The sequence below is a fragment of the Nodosilinea sp. E11 genome (assembly GCF_032813545.1).
In the GTDB taxonomy this organism is placed as follows: domain Bacteria; phylum Cyanobacteriota; class Cyanobacteriia; order Phormidesmidales; family Phormidesmidaceae; genus Nodosilinea.
In genome coordinates this window covers 854,301-872,881 of sequence record NZ_CP136520.1, presented here as the reverse complement: position 1 = coordinate 872,881, position 18,581 = coordinate 854,301, and the positions used below count along the sequence as shown (strand labels likewise).

The 18,581-nt window shown below is 56.8% G+C and carries 16 protein-coding genes, 1 tRNA gene and 1 riboswitch; of the genes, 9 read left to right on the top strand and 8 right to left on the bottom strand.

Annotation, left to right across the window (positions count from 1 at the left end; genetic code table 11):
* Window positions 1-10: 10 nt before the first annotated feature.
* From RRF56_RS06265 to RRF56_RS06255, 3 genes are all read right to left on the bottom strand, one after another.
* Window positions 11-697 carry a response regulator transcription factor gene (locus RRF56_RS06265; RefSeq protein ID WP_317036779.1) on the bottom strand — a complete coding sequence of 229 codons (687 nt, stop codon included), beginning with the start codon at window positions 695-697 and terminating at the stop codon, window positions 11-13.
* Window positions 698-914: 217 nt separating this feature from the next.
* Window positions 915-1,676, bottom strand: a complete 762-nt coding sequence (locus RRF56_RS06260) for a response regulator transcription factor (protein WP_317036778.1) — start codon at window positions 1,674-1,676, stop codon at window positions 915-917.
* 160 nt (window positions 1,677-1,836) lie between these two features.
* Window positions 1,837-3,159, bottom strand: a complete 1,323-nt coding sequence (locus RRF56_RS06255; RefSeq protein WP_317036777.1) for an aminopeptidase P family protein — start codon at window positions 3,157-3,159, stop codon at window positions 1,837-1,839.
* 345 nt (window positions 3,160-3,504) lie between these two features.
* On the opposite strand from RRF56_RS06255, the gene RRF56_RS06250 reads away from it, so the two are divergent.
* The 3 genes from RRF56_RS06250 to RRF56_RS06240 all read left to right on the top strand — a co-directional run bounded on the left by RRF56_RS06250 (window position 3,505) and on the right by RRF56_RS06240 (window position 5,109).
* A complete protein-coding gene (locus tag RRF56_RS06250; protein WP_317036776.1) occupies window positions 3,505-3,813 on the top strand; it encodes a hypothetical protein in 309 nt (102 codons plus the stop codon).
* A gap of 78 nt (window positions 3,814-3,891) precedes the next feature.
* Window positions 3,892-4,095: riboswitch (cobalamin riboswitch) on the top strand.
* 106 nt (window positions 4,096-4,201) lie between these two features.
* Complete coding sequence (locus tag RRF56_RS06245) at window positions 4,202-4,639, top strand: hypothetical protein (protein WP_317036775.1); 438 nt, start codon at window positions 4,202-4,204, stop codon at window positions 4,637-4,639.
* Window positions 4,640-4,710: 71 nt separating this feature from the next.
* Window positions 4,711-5,109 (top strand): DUF1636 domain-containing protein, encoded by a 399-nt coding sequence (locus RRF56_RS06240; protein ID WP_317036774.1) that lies wholly within the window; start codon window positions 4,711-4,713, stop codon window positions 5,107-5,109.
* 54 nt (window positions 5,110-5,163) lie between these two features.
* On the opposite strand, the gene RRF56_RS06235 is transcribed toward RRF56_RS06240, so the two are convergent.
* Window positions 5,164-5,661, bottom strand: a complete 498-nt coding sequence (locus RRF56_RS06235) for an ureidoglycolate lyase (RefSeq protein WP_317036773.1) — start codon at window positions 5,659-5,661, stop codon at window positions 5,164-5,166.
* A gap of 375 nt (window positions 5,662-6,036) precedes the next feature.
* Between RRF56_RS06235 and RRF56_RS06230 the strand changes: the two genes are divergently transcribed.
* Entirely contained in the window at window positions 6,037-7,185 is a 1,149-nt protein-coding gene (locus RRF56_RS06230) for an alanine--glyoxylate aminotransferase family protein (RefSeq protein ID WP_317036772.1), read from the top strand.
* Between the two features lie 63 nt (window positions 7,186-7,248).
* Here RRF56_RS06230 and RRF56_RS06225 read toward each other — a convergent pair whose 3' ends face one another.
* The gene (locus RRF56_RS06225; protein WP_317036771.1) at window positions 7,249-8,130 is read right to left on the bottom strand and encodes a CPBP family intramembrane glutamic endopeptidase; all 882 of its coding nucleotides are present in this window, start codon (window positions 8,128-8,130) and stop codon (window positions 7,249-7,251) included.
* Window positions 8,131-8,397: 267 nt separating this feature from the next.
* Here RRF56_RS06225 and RRF56_RS06220 point away from each other — a divergent pair, with 267 nt between their 5' ends.
* A complete protein-coding gene (locus tag RRF56_RS06220; RefSeq protein WP_317036770.1) occupies window positions 8,398-10,179 on the top strand; it encodes an adenylate/guanylate cyclase domain-containing protein in 1,782 nt (593 codons plus the stop codon).
* A gap of 362 nt (window positions 10,180-10,541) precedes the next feature.
* Here RRF56_RS06220 and RRF56_RS06215 read toward each other — a convergent pair.
* The 3 genes from RRF56_RS06215 to psbZ form a co-directional block, all read right to left on the bottom strand.
* A tRNA-Gly gene (locus RRF56_RS06215) sits at window positions 10,542-10,613 on the bottom strand.
* A gap of 101 nt (window positions 10,614-10,714) precedes the next feature.
* The gene (ribH, locus tag RRF56_RS06210) at window positions 10,715-11,284 is read right to left on the bottom strand and encodes a 6,7-dimethyl-8-ribityllumazine synthase (RefSeq protein WP_317036769.1); all 570 of its coding nucleotides are present in this window, start codon (window positions 11,282-11,284) and stop codon (window positions 10,715-10,717) included.
* An 11-nt stretch (window positions 11,285-11,295) separates the two neighbouring features.
* Complete coding sequence (gene psbZ / locus RRF56_RS06205) at window positions 11,296-11,484, bottom strand: photosystem II reaction center protein PsbZ (protein ID WP_317036768.1); 189 nt, start codon at window positions 11,482-11,484, stop codon at window positions 11,296-11,298.
* Window positions 11,485-11,605: 121 nt separating this feature from the next.
* On the opposite strand from psbZ, the gene RRF56_RS06200 reads away from it, so the two are divergent.
* From RRF56_RS06200 to RRF56_RS06185, 4 genes are all read left to right on the top strand, one after another.
* Window positions 11,606-14,419: a CBS domain-containing protein gene (locus tag RRF56_RS06200; RefSeq protein ID WP_317036767.1), complete on the top strand. Its 2,814-nt coding sequence runs from the start codon at window positions 11,606-11,608 to the stop codon at window positions 14,417-14,419.
* Between the two features lie 87 nt (window positions 14,420-14,506).
* Window positions 14,507-16,051, top strand: a complete 1,545-nt coding sequence (locus RRF56_RS06195) for a hypothetical protein (protein WP_317036766.1) — start codon at window positions 14,507-14,509, stop codon at window positions 16,049-16,051.
* A 178-nt stretch (window positions 16,052-16,229) separates the two neighbouring features.
* A complete protein-coding gene (locus tag RRF56_RS06190) occupies window positions 16,230-16,559 on the top strand; it encodes a DUF6825 family protein (RefSeq protein WP_317036765.1) in 330 nt (109 codons plus the stop codon).
* A gap of 212 nt (window positions 16,560-16,771) precedes the next feature.
* A complete protein-coding gene (locus RRF56_RS06185) occupies window positions 16,772-18,565 on the top strand; it encodes an AarF/ABC1/UbiB kinase family protein (RefSeq protein WP_317036764.1) in 1,794 nt (597 codons plus the stop codon).
* Window positions 18,566-18,581: the final 16 nt, after the last annotated feature.

Here is an 18,581-nt window from a genome sequence, read left to right as displayed (position 1 = left end):
AAGATTTGGCCTAGGGCACCAAGTGGTGGCTGATGGCAAAGCGCAGCAGCTCTGAGCGATTGCTGGTTTCCGTTTTGCGCAACAGGCTGCTGACGTACTTTTCAACGGTGCGAGGGCTTAAAAACAGGCGATCGCCGATCTGAGAATTCGACAGCCCGTCTGAGAGCAACGCCAGCACATCCTGTTCGCGGGCGGTAAAATCAGCCATGAGCTCTGAGGGAGTTGGGCTCCAGGGAGCCACCTCGGCGGAGCTATCCTCTGTCTGCATGGCCCGCTGCTGCGCAGTCGAGAGCGCCACCTGCTGAATCCACGCCGATTGAATCAGCTGCGATCGCTCCAGCAAATTCCGCACGATAGCCCCAATTTCTGTCAGCTCAAAGGGCTTGGGCAGGTACAGATCGCCCCCCATCTGGTAACCCCGAATGCGGTCTTGGGTTTGGTTGTGAGCCGTTAAGAAGATCACTGGCAAGAGCCGAAAGGCCGGTAACTGTCGCACCTTTTGCACCAGGGTATAACCGTCCAAGCCAGGCATACCCACATCGGTAATGATCAGCTGCGGTTGATGGGTAAACACTTGCTGCAAGGCCATTTCCCCATGGCTGGCCATCAACACCGAGTAGCCTTCTAGCTCCAAGTAGTCGCACAGCGATAGGCGAGTGCCCTCGTCATCTTCGGCAATGAGAATGGTTAACGGCATAACATTACCAACCGGTAAGGCGATAACAGGCAAATTCTCAAAATCACACACCCACAACCGGGTGCACAGTCCGAATGATTAAACCCTGCCCCCACAGCCTAGACGAGAAGTTAGGAGGCTGGGTTTATTTGTTGCTGAAGTAAACCCTGGCGGAGTAATCACCCCGAAAAAAATTACAAAACTTTAAACTATCTCTATCCAGAGAGGGATGCTGGGATTATCCGAGGCGATATCCAAAGCCGCGCACGGTTTTTAAATAGTGAGGATGGCTAGGGTCAACCTCTAGTTTTTCGCGAATCCAGCGAATGTGCACATCTACAGTTTTGTTGTCGCCCATAAAGTCGTGGCCCCACACCTGATCGATGATTTGGTCGCGAGACCAAACCCGACGGGGTTGTCCCATAAATAGCTCTAGGATGCGAAATTCTTTAGGCGAAAGGTTAATTTCTTCCCCTTTGAGAAAGACCCGGCACTCTTGGGGATGCAGGGTAATGTCTTCAAACTGAAGAACATTGTCTTTCTCGGTCTTGCCCTTACCCCGCTGGCGGCGCAGCAAGGCCCGGCACCGAGCCACCAGCTCACGCATGCCAAAGGGCTTAGTCAAATAGTCGTCGGCCCCAATTTCAAGGCCCACCACTCGGTCGGTTTCGGTGCCCTTGGCACTCAGCACCAAAATGGGCACATCAATACTTTGGTGGCGCAGCAGCCGACAGAGGTCTAACCCATTCATGCCAGGCAGCATTAGGTCAAGCACCACCAGGTTGATTTCAGGTCGGTTGGCGTGGCTCGACACTGAGGTGCCGCCCAACATATCTAACGCCGTCAACCCATCTTCTGCCACTAAAATGTCAAATCCCTCTTCCGCTAGCCCCAGGGCTACCGTTTCTCGAATCAGCTCCTCGTCTTCAACGACTAACACTCGGCCTAGGCCGACCCGCAGATTAGACTGGGTCTGGGGTGCAAGCTCTAAAGAATCCATAGGAAACGGTTCATGACTAGGGTACTTCGATCATATCAGCCCCCCAGGCTGCTGGATAGCTGCTCTATCCCAGAGCCGTCATCAAAGGCCAGTCTGAAAGGCCAGCCCTGCTGGATGTAGACGGCTGCGGTGGCGTCACCGATTTGCGGTAATCCAGCTCTCAAGCCGCGCTGGCCAACGTTTCTATAGCTTCGACTTGGGTGGGCAGAGCCGCCGTTAAGACCGTGCAGCCGGTGGCAGTAATTTGCACATCGTCCTCAATACGAATCCCGCGCACCTCCCGGAAAGCCTCCAGGCGCTCCCAGTTCACCGCGTCGTCGTAGAGACCCGACTGCCGGGCCGGGGCCAGAATGCCCGGTACCTGGTAAAAGCCCGGCTCAATGGTGACGACCATATTGGCCGCCAGGGGCCGGTCTAACCGTAAAAACTTGAGGCCAAAGCGATCGCTGCGCTGTCTGCCGGGCGCATAGCCCGCTACATCACCCAAATCTTCCATATCGTGCACGTCTAGCCCCAGCAGGTGCCCCACCCCGTGGGGAAAGAACAGCGCGTGGACATCTCGTTCTACTAGACTGTCGGGTTGCCCCTGGAGTAGACCTAGCTCGACTAGCCCCTGGGCCAGGGTGCGACAGGCCAGCAGGTGCAGATCGCGATATTCTATCCCTGGTTTGGCGGCGGCAATGCAGGCATCGTGGGCTGCTAGCACGACGGTATAGATCTCCCGCTGAGCCGGAGTAAACCGCCCCGAAACCGGCCAGGTGCGGGTAATATCTGAGGCCCAGCCGCTGGGGGCTTCGGCTCCGACATCGGCCAGTAACAAGTCATTGGGGGCCAGGGTGTGGTGGTATTGCTCGTTGTGCAGCACCTCGCCATGCACGGTGACAATGCTGTTGTAGGCGCAGGTCATGTCGTGGGCCATAATCACCTGCTCCATGGCGGCTCGCACCTGGGCTTCGGTCTTTGCCTTGGGGGTTGCTGCCATACCCGCCTGGTGAGCCAAGACTGAAACCGCTGCCGCTGCTTTGATCTGCTCTAGGGCCGCTGTGTCGTGGTGCAGGCGCAGGGCAACCAAGGCCTCTACTAGAGCAAGGCTGCGATCGCGCTCGATCGAGTTCTGGGCGGGCAGGGTGGCGGCCGCTTGGCGGTAGCGCTCGGCGTGCCCATAGGGGTAGGCGGCATTAGCCCCTATCTCAGCGGCGATCGCCTCTCGACTGGGAGCTGGCCCGTGCCAAAGGGCAGCCTCGGGTGTAGGGTCATCCATAAAGAGCGTGAGCTGGCCCCCCTCTAGGTGAATGGCGGCATTGGCCAGGGACAAACCGGCAAAGTACAAGAAGTGACTATTGGCCCGAAAGGGGTACACATTGGCCGGAAAGTTGCGTGACACCGCCCGTCCCGACCACAGCATTACCGGTCCAGGATGTTGCTGGGCCAGGCGATCGCGCCGCTGCTGAAGGGCTTGCAAAACCAGGCTCTGAAGGGGCATAGATCAGTGACTACAACAATGCCCTTAGTCTGCCACAGGGCATGAGCCCTGGGGTGTACCCAGCCCACCGGAATCTAGGGGAAGTCTTACGGCCACCGTCATAGGGGCTAGACCGTAAGCAATCTTAGGGTGCTCAACCGCCTGCCGTTCAGTCCGGTTCTCAGCGAGGACATATCTTAACCAAAGTGGTTGCCGCCCCAGGCCCCACCGTTAACCCCAATCGCAGTGTGATCTCGTAAAATAAAACCAATAATAATTAATTTTCTATATAGCTTCTGTTCAAAAAGCAGTTCAAATGCACTATCTTTGAGTCTGTGACAGCTAGCCTACTGTAGGTGCAGCGCTATGGCTTCTTTAACGATTCGACCAGGGTCACAAGTTCGCCTCAAGGGCCAAGATGACCACGTGCCCGACTTCGTAGTAACGCGGTGCGATCGCGATCGCTGCTGGATTCGTCAGCACGACTGGGCACCCGATACCGAGCTGACGGTCAGCTTTAAGCAACTCTTAGTGCCCCCTGAGGCCGGTGCCACCCTAACTCTGGCTCTAGCTGAGCGGGTCAAAGCCTCGGGGTTGCTTGCGGCCCATAGCGACCACCGCGCCGGTAGCAACGTCATCTATATGGCCGCCCACCGCCGCCGTCGGGCCACCTAGGGCTGGTAGAGTTCGTCTCAATGGCTGAGGTCGCCACAAATCAATCGACCGATAGCGTGTTGCTCAGCCCCTAGGGTGTTAGGATGCAGCTCTATCGGTTTTAGTGGGGATCAGCCACTAAAGGAAACGGGGAAAGCGCAGCGAACATCTGCCACTGTCCCGCAGCTGTGAGCCGGTTTTGGTTGGCCAATTTGAAATTTTGGATCCACATCTTTCCAGAATTCAGCATTGCCCATTTAAAATCGTCAAGTCAGAATGCCCGCCGATGGATGCCCACCGTCATATCCATCTGCGAGGTACAGGTGACTTATAGTTTTTGGTTGGCCCTGGGGCGCTGCTTCCCTGGACCTTTGTTTTTGACCGTTTTCAGTCGCGTAGGGTAGTGGCCATGCGCGTACAAGACACGTTATGGCAGGGCTGTTTTGGCGACTGGCAGCCCCTGTTTATTCGAGACTATTGGCTGCCCCTCGGTCACCTGGCCTGGCAGGGATGGTTGCACCACGGCCCTGGTATGGTGGTCTGCGAGATCCATATCCCCACCGCCACGGTGGACTGGAGCTGTACGGCGGTGCCCTATACCGCCCGCTTTGTGCCCCAGGCCGATCTGGCGACCTGCTGGGGCGACTTGGGCTTAGCCGCCGACCAACAACCCGTCGTAGAAACCGCTGTCGTTACCTACGACCCCGAACAAGATGCCATTTTGCTGCTGCTAGGCGACTCGCCACCTCACCTCTCTTGCCTGAAGGGATGGGCCGTGCCGCCACCAGAGTGCTCTCGCCAAATGGGCCATCGCAGCGCTGAGTTTACGGTTACTTCCTCTCTTTAAGGTCCAACTTGCACCGCCAACCGCACAGCATGACTGGCTGGTGCAGCCAATTTACTTATTTTGTGAATCCCATGACCCAACAGTCCACGCTATTTGTTTGCTCCCTGTGTAAGTTTCCTCAGCCGGCTCCAGCGGCAGGCGACAACACCGGGGGCCAGTACCTAATCGATCAACTCACCCGCTGTCTAGACGGTGAGCACGCCATCGCAATTCAGCCGGTGCGCTGTATGGCCGCCTGTGGCCAGGCTTGCAATGCTGCCCTCAGCGCCCCTGGTAAGCTCACCTTTATCTTTAACGGTCTTTCGCCCCAGACGGCGGCCCCCGACCTGGCTGAATTTTGTCGCCAGTATGCCGAGGCTACGGGGGGTAAGGTGGCCTATGGACTGCGATCGCAGCCGATCAAACAAGCCACGGCCTATGTGCTGCCACCCCTGGCGGCTGGGGCAGTGGAGGCTGCGATCGCTCGCTAGTGGATGAGTGAATGAAGCCTGAACTACCCGCCTACCCGCCCACCCATCCACCCCCTACCCATCCACCATCTCAAACTCCAACCCCAACTCCCCCGCCAGGTCGCAGGTCTGGTGGTCAACCTCATTCGTATTGCTCAGCTCTAGGTTGTAAAAGCTGACAGCGGCGTGGCGAAAGTATGGCCCTGCATGCCAGGTGCCCACCTCCAGCTTAATAAAGCAGTTGCCAGGAATATGAAAGGCGCGAATGTCTTGCGGGTTGGGTTGGGCCGCCGCTCCTGGTGGAGCCACCGCCATCAGCCAGTCTTTGCCCTCTAGCGCCCCTAGGCACTGGGTGCAGCGCTGGTGCCGGGTAATGGTGCGAAATCGGGTGCCCTTGGCCGCCAGCGTCATGATGTAAAAGCGGGGAATGCCTGCATCTAGCCTGAGCTGAGCATCGGCGGGGCCAAAGGGGGCTTCGTCAGCACTGGGAAAAATCACTTGGCCAAAGGGAGCAAAGGCTTGAGGAGTAATGGGTTGGGCCTTCAGTTGGTGAAGGGTGAGCGGAAGAGTCATGGGTAGTGTGTGAAAACGTTCTTTGAACTGGGGCGATCGCTAGCTAGATAACGCATACCTAGGGCAGTTCGTTTTTTGTTCAGGGGTCTGCTGCCATTCTTTGTTTGCTAGTTTAGCCAACGGCTTGCCGTGCCGAAACCTCGGCGATCGGTAAGGCTAGACCCAGCGAAGTGGGCTTCTTATCCTGCATCCTGTTTGGTTACCCCTGATTCAGCAGGGTGTATGCCATGCGCCCCTGCGGTTTGGACTTTTGGGAATCGGGGTTATGCCATTCCGATTTGGTCTTACAACACTCCAAAAAATTGTCAGCCCCTCCCGTCCTTATTGGTAAGCTGGAGGTTTGTTTCTTTAGTTGCAGAGTTGGGGCAGTAAGGCATGGATAACAAGTTGATGCTGATGATTCCGGGGCCGACCCCCGTACCCGAGCAGGTGCTGTTGGCCATGGCCAAGCACCCCATGGGCCACCGCAGCGGCGAGTTTAGCGCGATCATGGCCGAGGTCACCGAAAACCTCAAGTGGCTGCACCAGACCCAAAACGACGTGCTGGTGCTGGCCGCCAGCGGCACCGGGGCGATGGAAGCAGGCATCATCAACTTTCTCAGCGCGGGCGACAAGGTGCTGGTGGCCAGCAACGGCAAATTTGGCGAACGCTGGGGCGAAGTGGCCCGCGCCTACGGCCTAGCGGTACAGGACGTGACCGCCGAGTGGGGCAAACCCCTGAATCCTGACGACATCAAGGCTGCTCTTGACGCCGACACCGCCAAAGAGATCAAGGCGGTGATTGTCACTCACAGCGAAACCTCCACCGGGGTGCTCAACGATTTGGAAACCATCAACCGCCATGTCAAAGCCCACGGCGCGCTGATCATGGTCGATGCAGTGACTAGCCTGGGGGCAACCTCGGTACCGGTGGATGCGTGGGGGCTAGACGTGGTGGCTTCTGGTTCTCAGAAGGGCTATATGATTCCCCCCGGTTTGGCTTTTGTCAGCGTCAGCGCCAAGGCGTGGCAGGCCTACGAAACCGCGACCTTGCCCAAGTACTACCTCGACCTCAAGCCCTACAGCAAAAATGCGGCTAAGAACACTACTCCCTTTACGCCGCCGGTGAATATGTTTTTTGCCCTGCAAGCGGCGCTGCAAATGATGCAGAAAGAGGGCCTAGAGGCGATCTTTGCCCGCCACGATCGCCAAAAGCGGGCCACCCGCGCCGCCATGACCGCGCTCAACCTGCCGCTGTTTGGGGCCGATGACTGCGCTAGCCCAGCGATCACCGCTGTCATGCCCCAGGGGGTTGAGGCTGAGCAGGTTCGCTCGGTGATGAAGAAGCAGTTTGATATTGCGCTCGCGGGAGGCCAAGACCACCTCAAGGGTCAGATCTTTCGCATTGGCCACCTGGGCTTTGTAGGCGATCGCGATATTCTCACCGCCGTCGCTGCGATCGAGGCTACGCTAACCAAGCTAGGTTACAACCAGTTCACACCGGGGGCTGGGGTCGCCGCTGCTGGGCAGATTCTGCTGAGCTAAGGGCTGCCAATCAGGGGGGTTGCGGCTGTGGCCTAGCCTCAAACCCCCTGATTTAGGTGAAGCCTACCGTCGGCCAAAGAGCAGAAAGCAAAAAATGGCGGCTACCCCCACCAGGCTCACCAGGCTAGCGAGCGGATTGAGCTGGGAGGCGGTAAACACCGACGGTGACGGCAGCGCAGAGTTGGCGTAGTTGAGGACCAGCACCACAAATAGGTTATTGGCGGCGTGCACTCCTAACGCCAGCTCTAAAGACTGGTCTTTGACCGTAATAAATGCCAGAAATGCTCCCAGAAAAAAATAAAGTAAAGCCATGATGAGCAGCCCTGACTGGGCTTCGGGGTTGAGCAGGTGAGGCAGCATAAATAACACCGAAGACCCCACAATCGGTATCCATGAATTGGACGCTTTTAAGGCTAGCCCTTGCATCAGGTAGCCCCGAAAAAACAGCTCTTCGGCAGAGGTTTGTAGCGGTGTGACGATCAGAGCAATGGGCAGAAAAATTAAAAATTGGGGTATGTCAAGCGTTAACTCAATCGTGCGCCCCAATAAAACTTCTCCCACCAGCGTTGCCAGCGAGATTAACAGGAAATAAAACCCAAAGCCTTGAAAGATCCGCTGCCAATTGATGCGATCGCTCGGCGTAATCAAAGTAATCAAGCGGCGTCGATGTAATCCATAAACAGCAATTAGCAGCCCGATCAGTAATCCAATTAACAGGCCGTTGATCGCCAAGTAGGGCAATAGCGGGTTGACGCCCTCAAACTGAAGGGTTTCAAGATTTAGCTGGGTCTCAGGATTATCGTCGAGATCCAGAGCAATGCTCAATGCCACCATTGGGATTGCGCCAACTACCTGATAGAAAAAGAGAATAATTGCAATGGCGATCGCGTAGCGCCACCAGGAATTTTTTCCTTGGTTTGCTAAGGCAAGATATGGATTGGTCATCGTTCTTCACCAAGGCACAGTTCAAATAACCTTAGCGCTAAGTCTGAGCATCGCTCAAGCGTTGGTCCTATGGTCTACCCAGTAGTCGGGCTATCTTAACAAATACGCCCTGCCCCATCGCCTTAAATAAGTCATTACAAAAAAATAAGTCATTAAAAAAACGGTTTAATTTCAAAGCAATGGTGAGGAGTAGGGATGTTTGGGTCCGTGTTGGCTACCCTACAGATTACTCTTGAGGGTTAACACCCCTCATAGCACACGCCCCCCATGAACCTGCGTCACAAGACCTTACTCGTCACTACGCTGCCTCTGCTAGGGCTGCTAGTAATTCTCTACAGCAGTTATTCCGCCATTTTGCAGCGTAGCTACGGTCGCCTAGAACGGCAAGACGCCCAGCGCAACCTGCAACGGGTTGATGAAACGCTGGCGGGTGACCTGGCTCAAATGCATAGCGTTACCCAAGACTGGGCTGCCTGGAACGATACCTACGCCTTTATTCAAAACGCTAACCCCGCCTATATCGAGTCAAATTTAAGCAAATATGCGTTTGAGAGCCTGCGACTCAACGTTGTGGCCTTAGTCAACCGAGATGGTGACTTGGTCTATGGCGCAGGCTACGACTTTGAAACGAGAGCCTTTTTGCCATTTCCCTCTGACCTTGCCCAGCAGCTCACCCCTGAGAGCCCCCTGATGCAGTTTCCGCACCTGGCTTACCACCATAAGGGCATTATGGTCGTTAATGGCCAACTCATGCTGGTGGTGGTCGAGCCGATTTTGCGCAGCGATGCGACCGGTCCAGCCAGGGGTGCTCTGCTGATGGGGCGTACCCTGAGTGATGAGGTGGTCGACACTCTAGCCCTGCGAACTCGGTTAGATCTAAAGCTGCACTTGCTTGACGATGATCTGCCAGAGACTCTTCAGACGGCGCTGGCGAGCCTGGGCGAAGTCTCAGATTCTACGACTCCTGCGACCTTAGTGCGATCGCACAGTGCCGATACGCTAGAGGGCTATGTTCTGTGGCCCGATATCTATGGCAATCCCCAGGCGCTGCTAGAGGTCAAGTTACCCCGCGACATTTATCGCCAGGGGCAGATTAGCCGTTACTACTTAGGCTGGTCACTGCTGGGGTCATACCTGATATTTACCGGTGGTATGCTGCTGCTGCTCGATCGCGTCATTTTGCGACGGCTGCTGAGGCTGAGTCAGCAGGTACAGCACATTGGCCGGTCGAATGATCTGAGCCAGCGGGTACAGGTGCAGGGCACCGACGAACTCAACCAGCTCGGCAACCAAATTAACGACATGTTGGGCGAGCTGCAAATTAGTAACGAAAAACTGGCCACCGAGCAGCAAAAGGCCGAGCAACTGTTGCTCAATATTCTCCCCGCCGCGATCGCCGGAGAACTGATGCAGGCCAAAACCTCGATCCCCCAGCACTTCGACGAGGTCACCATTCTGTTTGCTGACATTGTTGGCTTCACCAGCCTGTCTCACCATCTATCGCCCATCAAGTTAGTCGATCTGCTCAATCAAATCTTTTCTGCCTTCGACAGCCTGGCCGAGCATCTGGGGCTAGAAAAGATCAAGACCATTGGCGATGCTTATATGGTGGCGGCAGGGCTGCCCCTTCGTCGTCCTGACCATGCGGAGGCGATCGCTGAAATGGCCCTCGCTATGCAGCAGGTCACCACCTCCTTCAAAGCCGAGTCCGGTGAACCACTGGAGATTCGGATTGGCATCAACACTGGTGTGGTCGTAGCTGGGGTGATTGGCACCAAAAAGTTTATCTACGACCTCTGGGGCGACGCCGTTAACGTGGCCAGCCGCATGGAATCCTCCAGTGAGCCAGGCAGAATTCAAGTGACTGCCGCCACCTACGATCGCCTCAAAGACTACTACCAGCTAGAATACCGGGGCCGCACTGCGATCAAAGGGCGGGGCGAAATGGAAACCTACTGGCTGTTAGGGCATCGTCCTGATGCGCTGTTTTGCCCCCTCAAAAAATTTAGCCTGGAGGCCCACAATCCTGGCGCAGTCCTCGGGCCTTGAGTCACCCTAACCCGGTTCATTCATGCCTCTGGAACGTCAGTACTAATGCTGGGTCCGAATCGCATAACCCCGATTCTGAACAGGTGGATTGCGTAGGGGCAAACGGTGTTTGCCCAGCCTACCTAAGGCAAAACCATTTTTCCCAGAGCACCAAGACTTGCCTGAATACCCACCGGTGGCATCAGCCTCTGGCCCGTTCGGCACAGGTAAACCCTGACACCCGCAGCACCTAACTAGAGTAGTTATGGTTCTGTCAGCCCACACTCGCCTGAGCAGTTAACGGTAGATTGGCCCCAAGTCAGACCAAGGTGGCAGCTACCCCAACACTGACCTAGCGTCAGCAGAGCACAAGACCTTTAATAAGCGGGTAACGCGATTCGAACGCGCGACATTCACCTTGGCAAGGTGACGCTCTACCACTGAGCTATACCCGCATAAAAACCAGAGTCGGAAGCAATTCGTTCGCTGGTTTTGACTTTACTTAGAATCTCAAAAAAGGGTGACTATGTCAACATTTTTTTGAAATTGTTTTGCCTTAGACAGAACTGCCATCGCCAGCAATTGCAGGCTGGGCTGACAGGGCAACCCCTGGCCCTAACCTAGCGGCACTGCCGCCAGCGCCCATGGCTGAGTGAATTTCACCCATCAGGCTGGCCATTTCCAGGGCACTCATGGCGTAATCCCAACCGTGATTGGCCTTAATGCCAGCCCGCTCTAGGGCCTGCTGCAGCGTATCGGTAGTCAGTACCCCAAAGATAACGGGTACCCCCGTCTGAAAGCCTATTGCTGCCACCCCCTTAGCCACCTCTGCTGCCACATAGTCAAAGTGGGGTGTCGAGCCGCGAATCACGGCTCCTAGGCAGATGATGGCGTTGTAGCGCCCGCTTAAGGCTAGCTGCCGAGCCACCAGCGGAATCTCAAAGCTCCCTGGCACCCAAGCATAATCAACCTGGGTACCTTCGGGATTGACATCAATACCGTGGCGCTTTAGGCAGTCTTGGCAGCCCTCCAGCAGTTTACCTGTCACTAAATCGTTGAACCGGCCTAGCACAATGGCAAACCGAGGAGACCCTGTCGAGACTAATGTGCCTTCAAAAACCGCCATAAAACTAGTATCTACACCACAAAATAGTTAAGGCCGCCTACTACAACCACCAGCGCGCCCCAAATGATAGAGCCAAACAGGATGAGTTTTTTAGACTGATCCCAGTCTTGGGGAGAGGCGTAGGCCACGGGCACATACACCACCAGCACAAAAGACATCAGCACCAGGGCAAACAGCGCGAGTTGAAACAGAATTACCATTGGTTTATCTTAGCTCTCTCAAACACAGCAGCGGAGACGGCGGTGAACAGCCCGAAAAATCGGGCTAACAGCCACACTACCCTAACCAGTACGCTATCAGAAAGAGGCCCCTGGGAAAAGTATGGATCTGGTACTTTGTCACACTACCGCCGACTTCGACACCCTTGGGGCTGCCGTGGGGTTGGCGCGGCTACAGCCGGGGCGACGAATTGTGCTCACTGGCGGGTGTCATCCTACGGTGCAGCGGTTTTTGGCGCTATACCGTGACGAATATCCCTTAATCGAACGGCGAGCCGTAGACCCCAGCCAGATTGAACGTCTCACCCTGGTTGATGCCCAGCAGCCCAGTCGCTTTGGTCCAGCGGCCGATTGGATTGCCCAGGCCGAGCAAAGCTGTGTTCCCATCACTGTCTACGATCACCATCCCACCCAGGTGGCCTCCACCCAGGCGACCAGTGAGAATTCTGCCCTAAAGGCCACTGAAGGAAACACGATTGAGCCAGTGGGAGCCGCTACCACCCTGGCTGTTGAGGCCTTGCAAATCGCCAACCTAGAGCCCACGGTGGCGGAAGCCACCGTTATGGCCCTGGGCATCCATGTAGATACGGGATCGCTGTTGTACGAGGGGGCAACGGCGCGGGATGCCACTGCCCTAGCCTGGTTAATGGCCCATGGAGCTAATCTGGCGGTGGTTGCCGATTTTGTTGAGCCGGGGCTGAGCCCTGTCTTACAAGCTCTCTTGACCAACGCCATGGCGGCCCTTCAGGTAGAGGCTGTGGAGGGCCATAGTCTGGTCTGGGTATTGCTGAAGGTCGATGGCTATGTACCAGGGCTGTCGGGGTTAGCAGAGCGGCTCATTTCTCTCGCCGATGCCGATGCTCTGCTGTTTGGGGCCTACTATTCTGGTTCGGAACGCACTGGTCCAGGAGACAGCTCTACCGGACTGGCCAATCCGTCCAATTTGCCTGATTTAGAGCCGAGTTCCTACAAGCTGACTTTGATTGGTCGAGCTCGTGGTTCTCTGGGCGATCGCCTAGACTGGGGGCGCTTGCTCACCGCTTTAGGCGGCGGCGGTCACCCCACGGCGGCTTCGGTCACGCTGACCACGCCAAATCCCCCGGAAGTTTTGCGGGAAGTGATTGATGAGGCGCGATCGCAGCTGCCGCCCCGACCCACCGCCCGAGCGTTGATGTCATCGCCCGTGCGCACCATTCGCCCCCCCACCACCATTCGCGAGGCCCAGCGAATTTTGCTGCGCTATGGCCACTCGGGCCTGTCGGTCGTGGATGAGGGCGATCGCCTGGTGGGCATTATTTCGCGCCGCGATCTCGATCTAGCCCTGCACCACGGGTTTAGCCATGCACCGGTCAAGGGCTACATGGCCACCAACCTCAAGACCATCACCCCCGACACTCCCCTGGCCGAGATCGAAGACCTGATGGTGACCTATGACATTGGTCGCCTGCCGGTGCTGCACCAGGGAGCTTTAGTGGGCATCGTCACCCGCACCGACTTGCTGCGCCATCTGCACCAGGGCCATACCTCTCAGGCCTCAGCGCAAAAATGGCCTGCCCTGCCAACGGCTACCACCCTACAGCACACCCTAGAGGCCAGCCTGTCGCCCCTACTGCAAGATATTTTGCGCCAAATTGCTGCCGCCGCCCAAGAGCGGGGCTGGCATCTTTACTTAGTCGGTGGGGCGGTGCGCGATCTTTTGATTTGTGCTGCGTCAGCCGCCGCTACTTTGCCCGATTTAGATCTAGTCGTCGATGGATGGGTTGATACCGTTGGGGCTGGAGTCGAGCTGGCTGGGGTGATCAAACAGCACTTTCCGGAGGTCGATTTGCAGGTGCACGGGCGCTTTCAAACTGCATCGCTGGTGTGGCGCAAAGATCTCAACCATCCTCTAGCCGGGCTGATGATCGATATTGCCACCGCTCGCACCGAATTTTACCCCTATCCTGCCGCTAATCCTGAGGTTGAAGCCAGCTCCATTCAACAAGATCTCTACCGTCGCGATTTCACCATTAACGCCCTGGCCCTGAGGCTTACGGCTCCGGGGGCGGGGCAGCTACTCGACTATTTTGGTGGGCTGATTGACCTACGCGAGGGCACCATTCGCGTGCTCCATGCCAATAGCTTTATTGAAGACCCTACCCGCATTTATCGGGCGGTACGGTTTGCAGTGCGGTTGGGGTTCAGACTCGATGCTCAGACCGAGGGCTACATTCACCACGCCATGGCCAGCGGAGTTTGCACCCAAATCCAGCGCCAGATGCGGCGGGCTCCTGCCCTTCAGGTTCGTCTGAGAAATGAGCTGAAATACATCTTTGAAGCGCCCTATTGGCAGCCAGCCCTAGCCTTACTCGACCGCTTTCAGGCCCTGGGTTGTTTGCACAGCGACTTGGTGATGACTCCGGCTTTGTGGCGTCAACTCCGCCGCCTCACTCGCTGGGTGCAGCGCTTTAGCTGGCCCGATGTGGGGCCGCCTTGGTTGCTGCGGCTGGAGGGGCTGCTAGCAGCAGTGCCTGCCGAGGAGAGAGCGGCGATCGCCACTGCTCTGCATCTGCCCGATCGCACCATCCAGCGCCTGGCCCAGCTCAACGACTTAGAGCAGCGCTGGCAGTCTCTAGCGGTTAGCCAACCCCGCCCCAGCGATCTCTATGCCGCCTACCGTCAGGCCGATCTCTCTACCCTGCTGCTGGTGAGCGTTCGGCACCCTCGTCAACTGGGGCCGACCATCTGGCGATATCTAACCCAGTGGCTCGAAATATCGCCCCTAATTGACGGTCACCAGCTCAAAGCCCTGGGCTATCGACCGGGGCCAGCCTTTCGCCCTATGCTAGAGGCTCTGTTTGCAGCCCAAATCAATGGTGACATTGCCACTCAGAGCGAGGCCCAGCGGTTTTTAGCTCAGCACTATCCCCAGCCTTAATTGAGTCCCAAGAATATTGGCACAACGGCCTCTCGACCGGCGAAGAACAGGTTAAAGTGGCAAAGATATTCAGCGCCTTCTGTTTCTATGACCCTAGCCGTCGGCACCGTCCTCAAACATGGCACCTATGTCATTGATGCCTGGGTAAGCGAAGACACCGTTGGTCCGGTCTATCTAGCTATGGATGTGCCTAGAGGGCAGTGGATTCAGCTACGGGTGCTCGGCAGTCGTAACCCCCAGGACCTGCCCGAGGCTTTAGAGCGCCAGGCGTTTTACCAGTATTTACAGCAGGTTTCCGACCTAAAGCATTCGGTCTTTCCCCAGTGCCTGGGGGGATTTGAAGAAGAGGGGGTGTGTTACCAGATCTTAGCCAGCCCGACTGGAACACCCCTTGATCGGCTTGTGACCGCAGATCATCCGCTGCCCCCCAGCGTCAGCTTAGCCCTACTCAGGGAGCTAATTGCTGCCCTACAGGCCTTGCGACCCCTGGGCTGGACTGGGTTACGGCTCAGCCCTGACCAGGTTTGGTCTGACCCTGAGGCGAAAACTACCACTTTTATCGGCTTTGATCTGCTGCCCGGTTTTTCTGTGGCTCCAAGCTTCGCCGATAGCACACTAGCCGACCCGGCTCCAGTCAGCAGTACCTCAAACAACGGCGATTCAGATACCACAGCTTTAGCCCCTACCGTCGTTGCCCCCGCAGAAGCCGCCTTAGTGCGTGGGCTCAGCGATCTGCTGTATTTTTTGCTGACTGGGCAGGTGGCTACAGCCACCAAGGCCCCCTTGGCGGTTGAGGTGCGCCGCCGTTATCCCGCCCTGCCCCGCAGTTTAGATATTGCCCTAGAGCAGGGTAGCCCGACCGGCCAGCGTTTACCGGCGATCGCCCTGGCCGATTGGGCCGCCCTGCTGCCCGATGCCACTAGCTTGCCCCCCGACCCGGCCCCGGTGGTGCCGCTGCCGCCTTACCCTGTTGTGCCAGTCACCCTGGTTGTGCCAGGCGATCGCATCCCCGGCAGTGGGCCAAGCACCCAGGCGATCGCACCCCTCTCCTCTACCAAACACCCTTCTAAAAAAGTGCTGGCCCTCGGGCTGACCGGGCTAATTGCCACTGTCAGCGGGCTGGGAATCGGCCTTTATGCCCGTCTGCAACCCGCTAGTTCTGCCAGCCCAGAGCGGCTCAATCCCAATCAGTCGTTTCCACCCCAGCCTGGCTGGAACAGCAACCCGCTTTGGCAGCCCTGGGACGATGCTCCTGCCAATCGTAGGCGTCCCGATTATGGTGATACCCCACCGCCGGGCTCCGAACCCGTTACCGACTTTGTACCCAATGTTCAAGAGCCTGCGGCCCCGCCCCCAGCGGTATCTCAGCCTGCCCCCGAGCCTGAGTTCACCCCCGAGCCGACTGAAGTATGGGAGGCACCGGCAGAACCCTGGGTCACCCCCGCCCCAATAGAACCTGTGGCCCCTGCCCCCCAACCTGAAGTCGAGCCCGCCCCACCCCCTGTAGCTCCACCCCCGCCGCTAGAGGCTCCGCCCCTGCGCAGTCCGACCGAGGGGGCAGCGCCACCGCCCCTCAATGCCCCAGCTAATTTGTCTCCGCGCCCCGACGCTCCGGCTCCGTCGTCTAGTTAGGTCAGCTAAAGCGGTCCGGGAACTGCTTTCTGAACTGTTTACCAGGCTTCCTGAGGGCCATCTAAGCTCGATCCGGTTAGAATTCCTGCATATCTGCCCCGTGCTAGAGGAATAAGGGCGTTATAATTCTCTACAGTTAAATAGATATCTGTTACAAGCAAGCTTTTTGAGGTTAGCTATGAGTAGCCCCGTGCTGCATGCGTTTTTCGTGGGTCGCGCCCTAGCCGATGCGGTAAACGAGCGTGCCGAGCGATTCCTTACCGACGGCCTAAGTCTGGTAGGCAAGTTTGACGCCGAGCAACGGGAGCACCTGCGTCAGTTTACTGATGAAGTCATGGCTCGGGCTCGGCAAGCCGAAGCAGAATCTGTGACCTCCTATCCTGGCTCGACTGCAACGGCCCAGGGGGCCACCGCCACCGATCTTCAGGCCACTATCGATACGCTGCGAGCCGAAATAGCCCAGGTACGAGTTGCCCTTCAGCACTATCGGGCGACCTCTCAGGTCTAGGTGAATGGGTTGACCTCAGCTTTGAGGTCGAATCATGAATTAAGTTGCTGCCTCTAAATTAGGTCAGCACTCCGTGCCCTGATGGGCCTACTGTTTCAGTTCGTTCCACCCTTTTAGGAGCTCGAGTGTCTGCTGTTTCCGATTCGTCCGCATCGTCCAGATCACCCTCCCCAGAACTTCATGGAGAGGGCGATCTGAATCACGGTTTGGGAATGAATGGGCACCTGGATAGTATCCTTCCTGCGGAACTGGATGGGCCGGGTGCTTCTCATTTACCCTTAGCTAGCACCACTAACCTCAATGCCTCTTCCGCTGAAAAGCCTCTTCCCTTTCGCCAAGAGGCTTATCGGTGGAATCGGGGCAGTTACTCGCGTCAACGCCGATTCGTTGATATTTGGAGTTTTGTACTGCGGCTGCTGTGGGCCCGCTGGATGTACGGCAAGGCTTGGAGTTACGGTGGCACGATTACTCCTGAGGCCCAGGCTAGTCGCCGCCGCCAGTTAGCCGTATGGATTCGCGAAACCCTGCTCGATCTAGGTCCGACGTTTATCAAAGTAGGTCAGCTTTTTTCGACTCGGGCCGATATTTTCCCCATTGAGTTTGTTGAAGAACTCTCTAAGCTGCAAGACCGGGTTCCGGCCTTTAGCTACGAGCAGGCCCGTGGCATCATTGAGGCTGATTTGGGCAAGCCCATTCAGACGCTTTATCGTACCTTTGATCCGATTCCCTTAGCGGCGGCCAGCTTGGGTCAGGTGCACCGAGCCCAACTCCACAGTGGCGATGAGGTGGTGGTCAAAGTACAGCGACCGGGGTTGCGATCGCTCTTCACCATTGACCTATCAATCCTCAAAGGCATTGCTCACTACTTTCAAAACCACCCCAGCTGGGGCAAGGGTCGCGACTGGCTGGGCATTTATGGGGAGTGTTGCCGCATTCTTTGGGAAGAGATTGACTACCTGAATGAGGGCCGCAACGCCGACACCTTTCGTCGCAATTTTCGCGGCGAAGATTGGGTCAACGTGCCCCGAGTGTATTGGCGCTTAACCTCTTCACGGGTCGTCACCTTAGAGTACATGCCTGGCATCAAGATTAGCCACTACGATGCGCTTGAGGCCGCTGGGCTAGACCGCAAGCGTCTGGCTCGGCTAGGAGCCCAGGCCTATCTGCACCAGCTGCTTAACAATGGCTTTTTCCATGCTGACCCTCACCCTGGCAATATTGCGGTCAGCCTTGATGGATCGCTGATTTTTTATGATTTTGGCATGATGGGGCAGGTACAACCCCTTACTCGCCAACGGCTAATGACTACCTTTGTAGGGGTAGCTCAGCGGAATGCGGATCAGGTGATGGAGTCTCTAGTGGAATTGGGGGCGCTGGCTCAGATCGACGACATGAGCCCAGTACGTCGCTCTATCCAGTATATTTTGGATAACTTCATGGACAAGCCCTTTGAGGAGCAGTCCATCAATGCCATCAGCGATGACCTATATGCCGTCGCCTACGATCAGCCCTTTCGGTTCCCGGCCACATTTACCTTTGTGATGCGAGCCTTTTCGACTCTCGAAGGGGTTGGTAAAGGGCTCGACCCCGAGTTTAACTTTATGGAAGCGGCTAAGCCGTTTGCTGCACAGCTTATGTCCAATGGCAATCCGACCGATGGGGCAAATAGCCTGCTGGGTGAACTCAGCCGCCAGGCTGCCCAGGTAAGTACCTCTGCCCTGGGCCTGCCCCGGCGCATTGAAGACACGCTTGACAAGCTCGAGCGCGGCGATATTCGCGTGCGGGTGCGGTCAATCGAGACTGACCGAGCCCTGCGACGCATTAGCGGCGTGACGATGGCCAACAACTATGCCATTTTGGTAGGAGCCTTTACCCTGTCGGCGACAGGATTGCTGCTTTCAGAGTTTGTCTGGCTAGCGGTGGTGCCAGGGGTACTGGCCGTGGGGACTGGCATTGCGTTTTTGCGATCGGTGCTCAAGGTCAATCGAGCTGACCGGTTGCCTTAATGGATTAGCCCGGGTT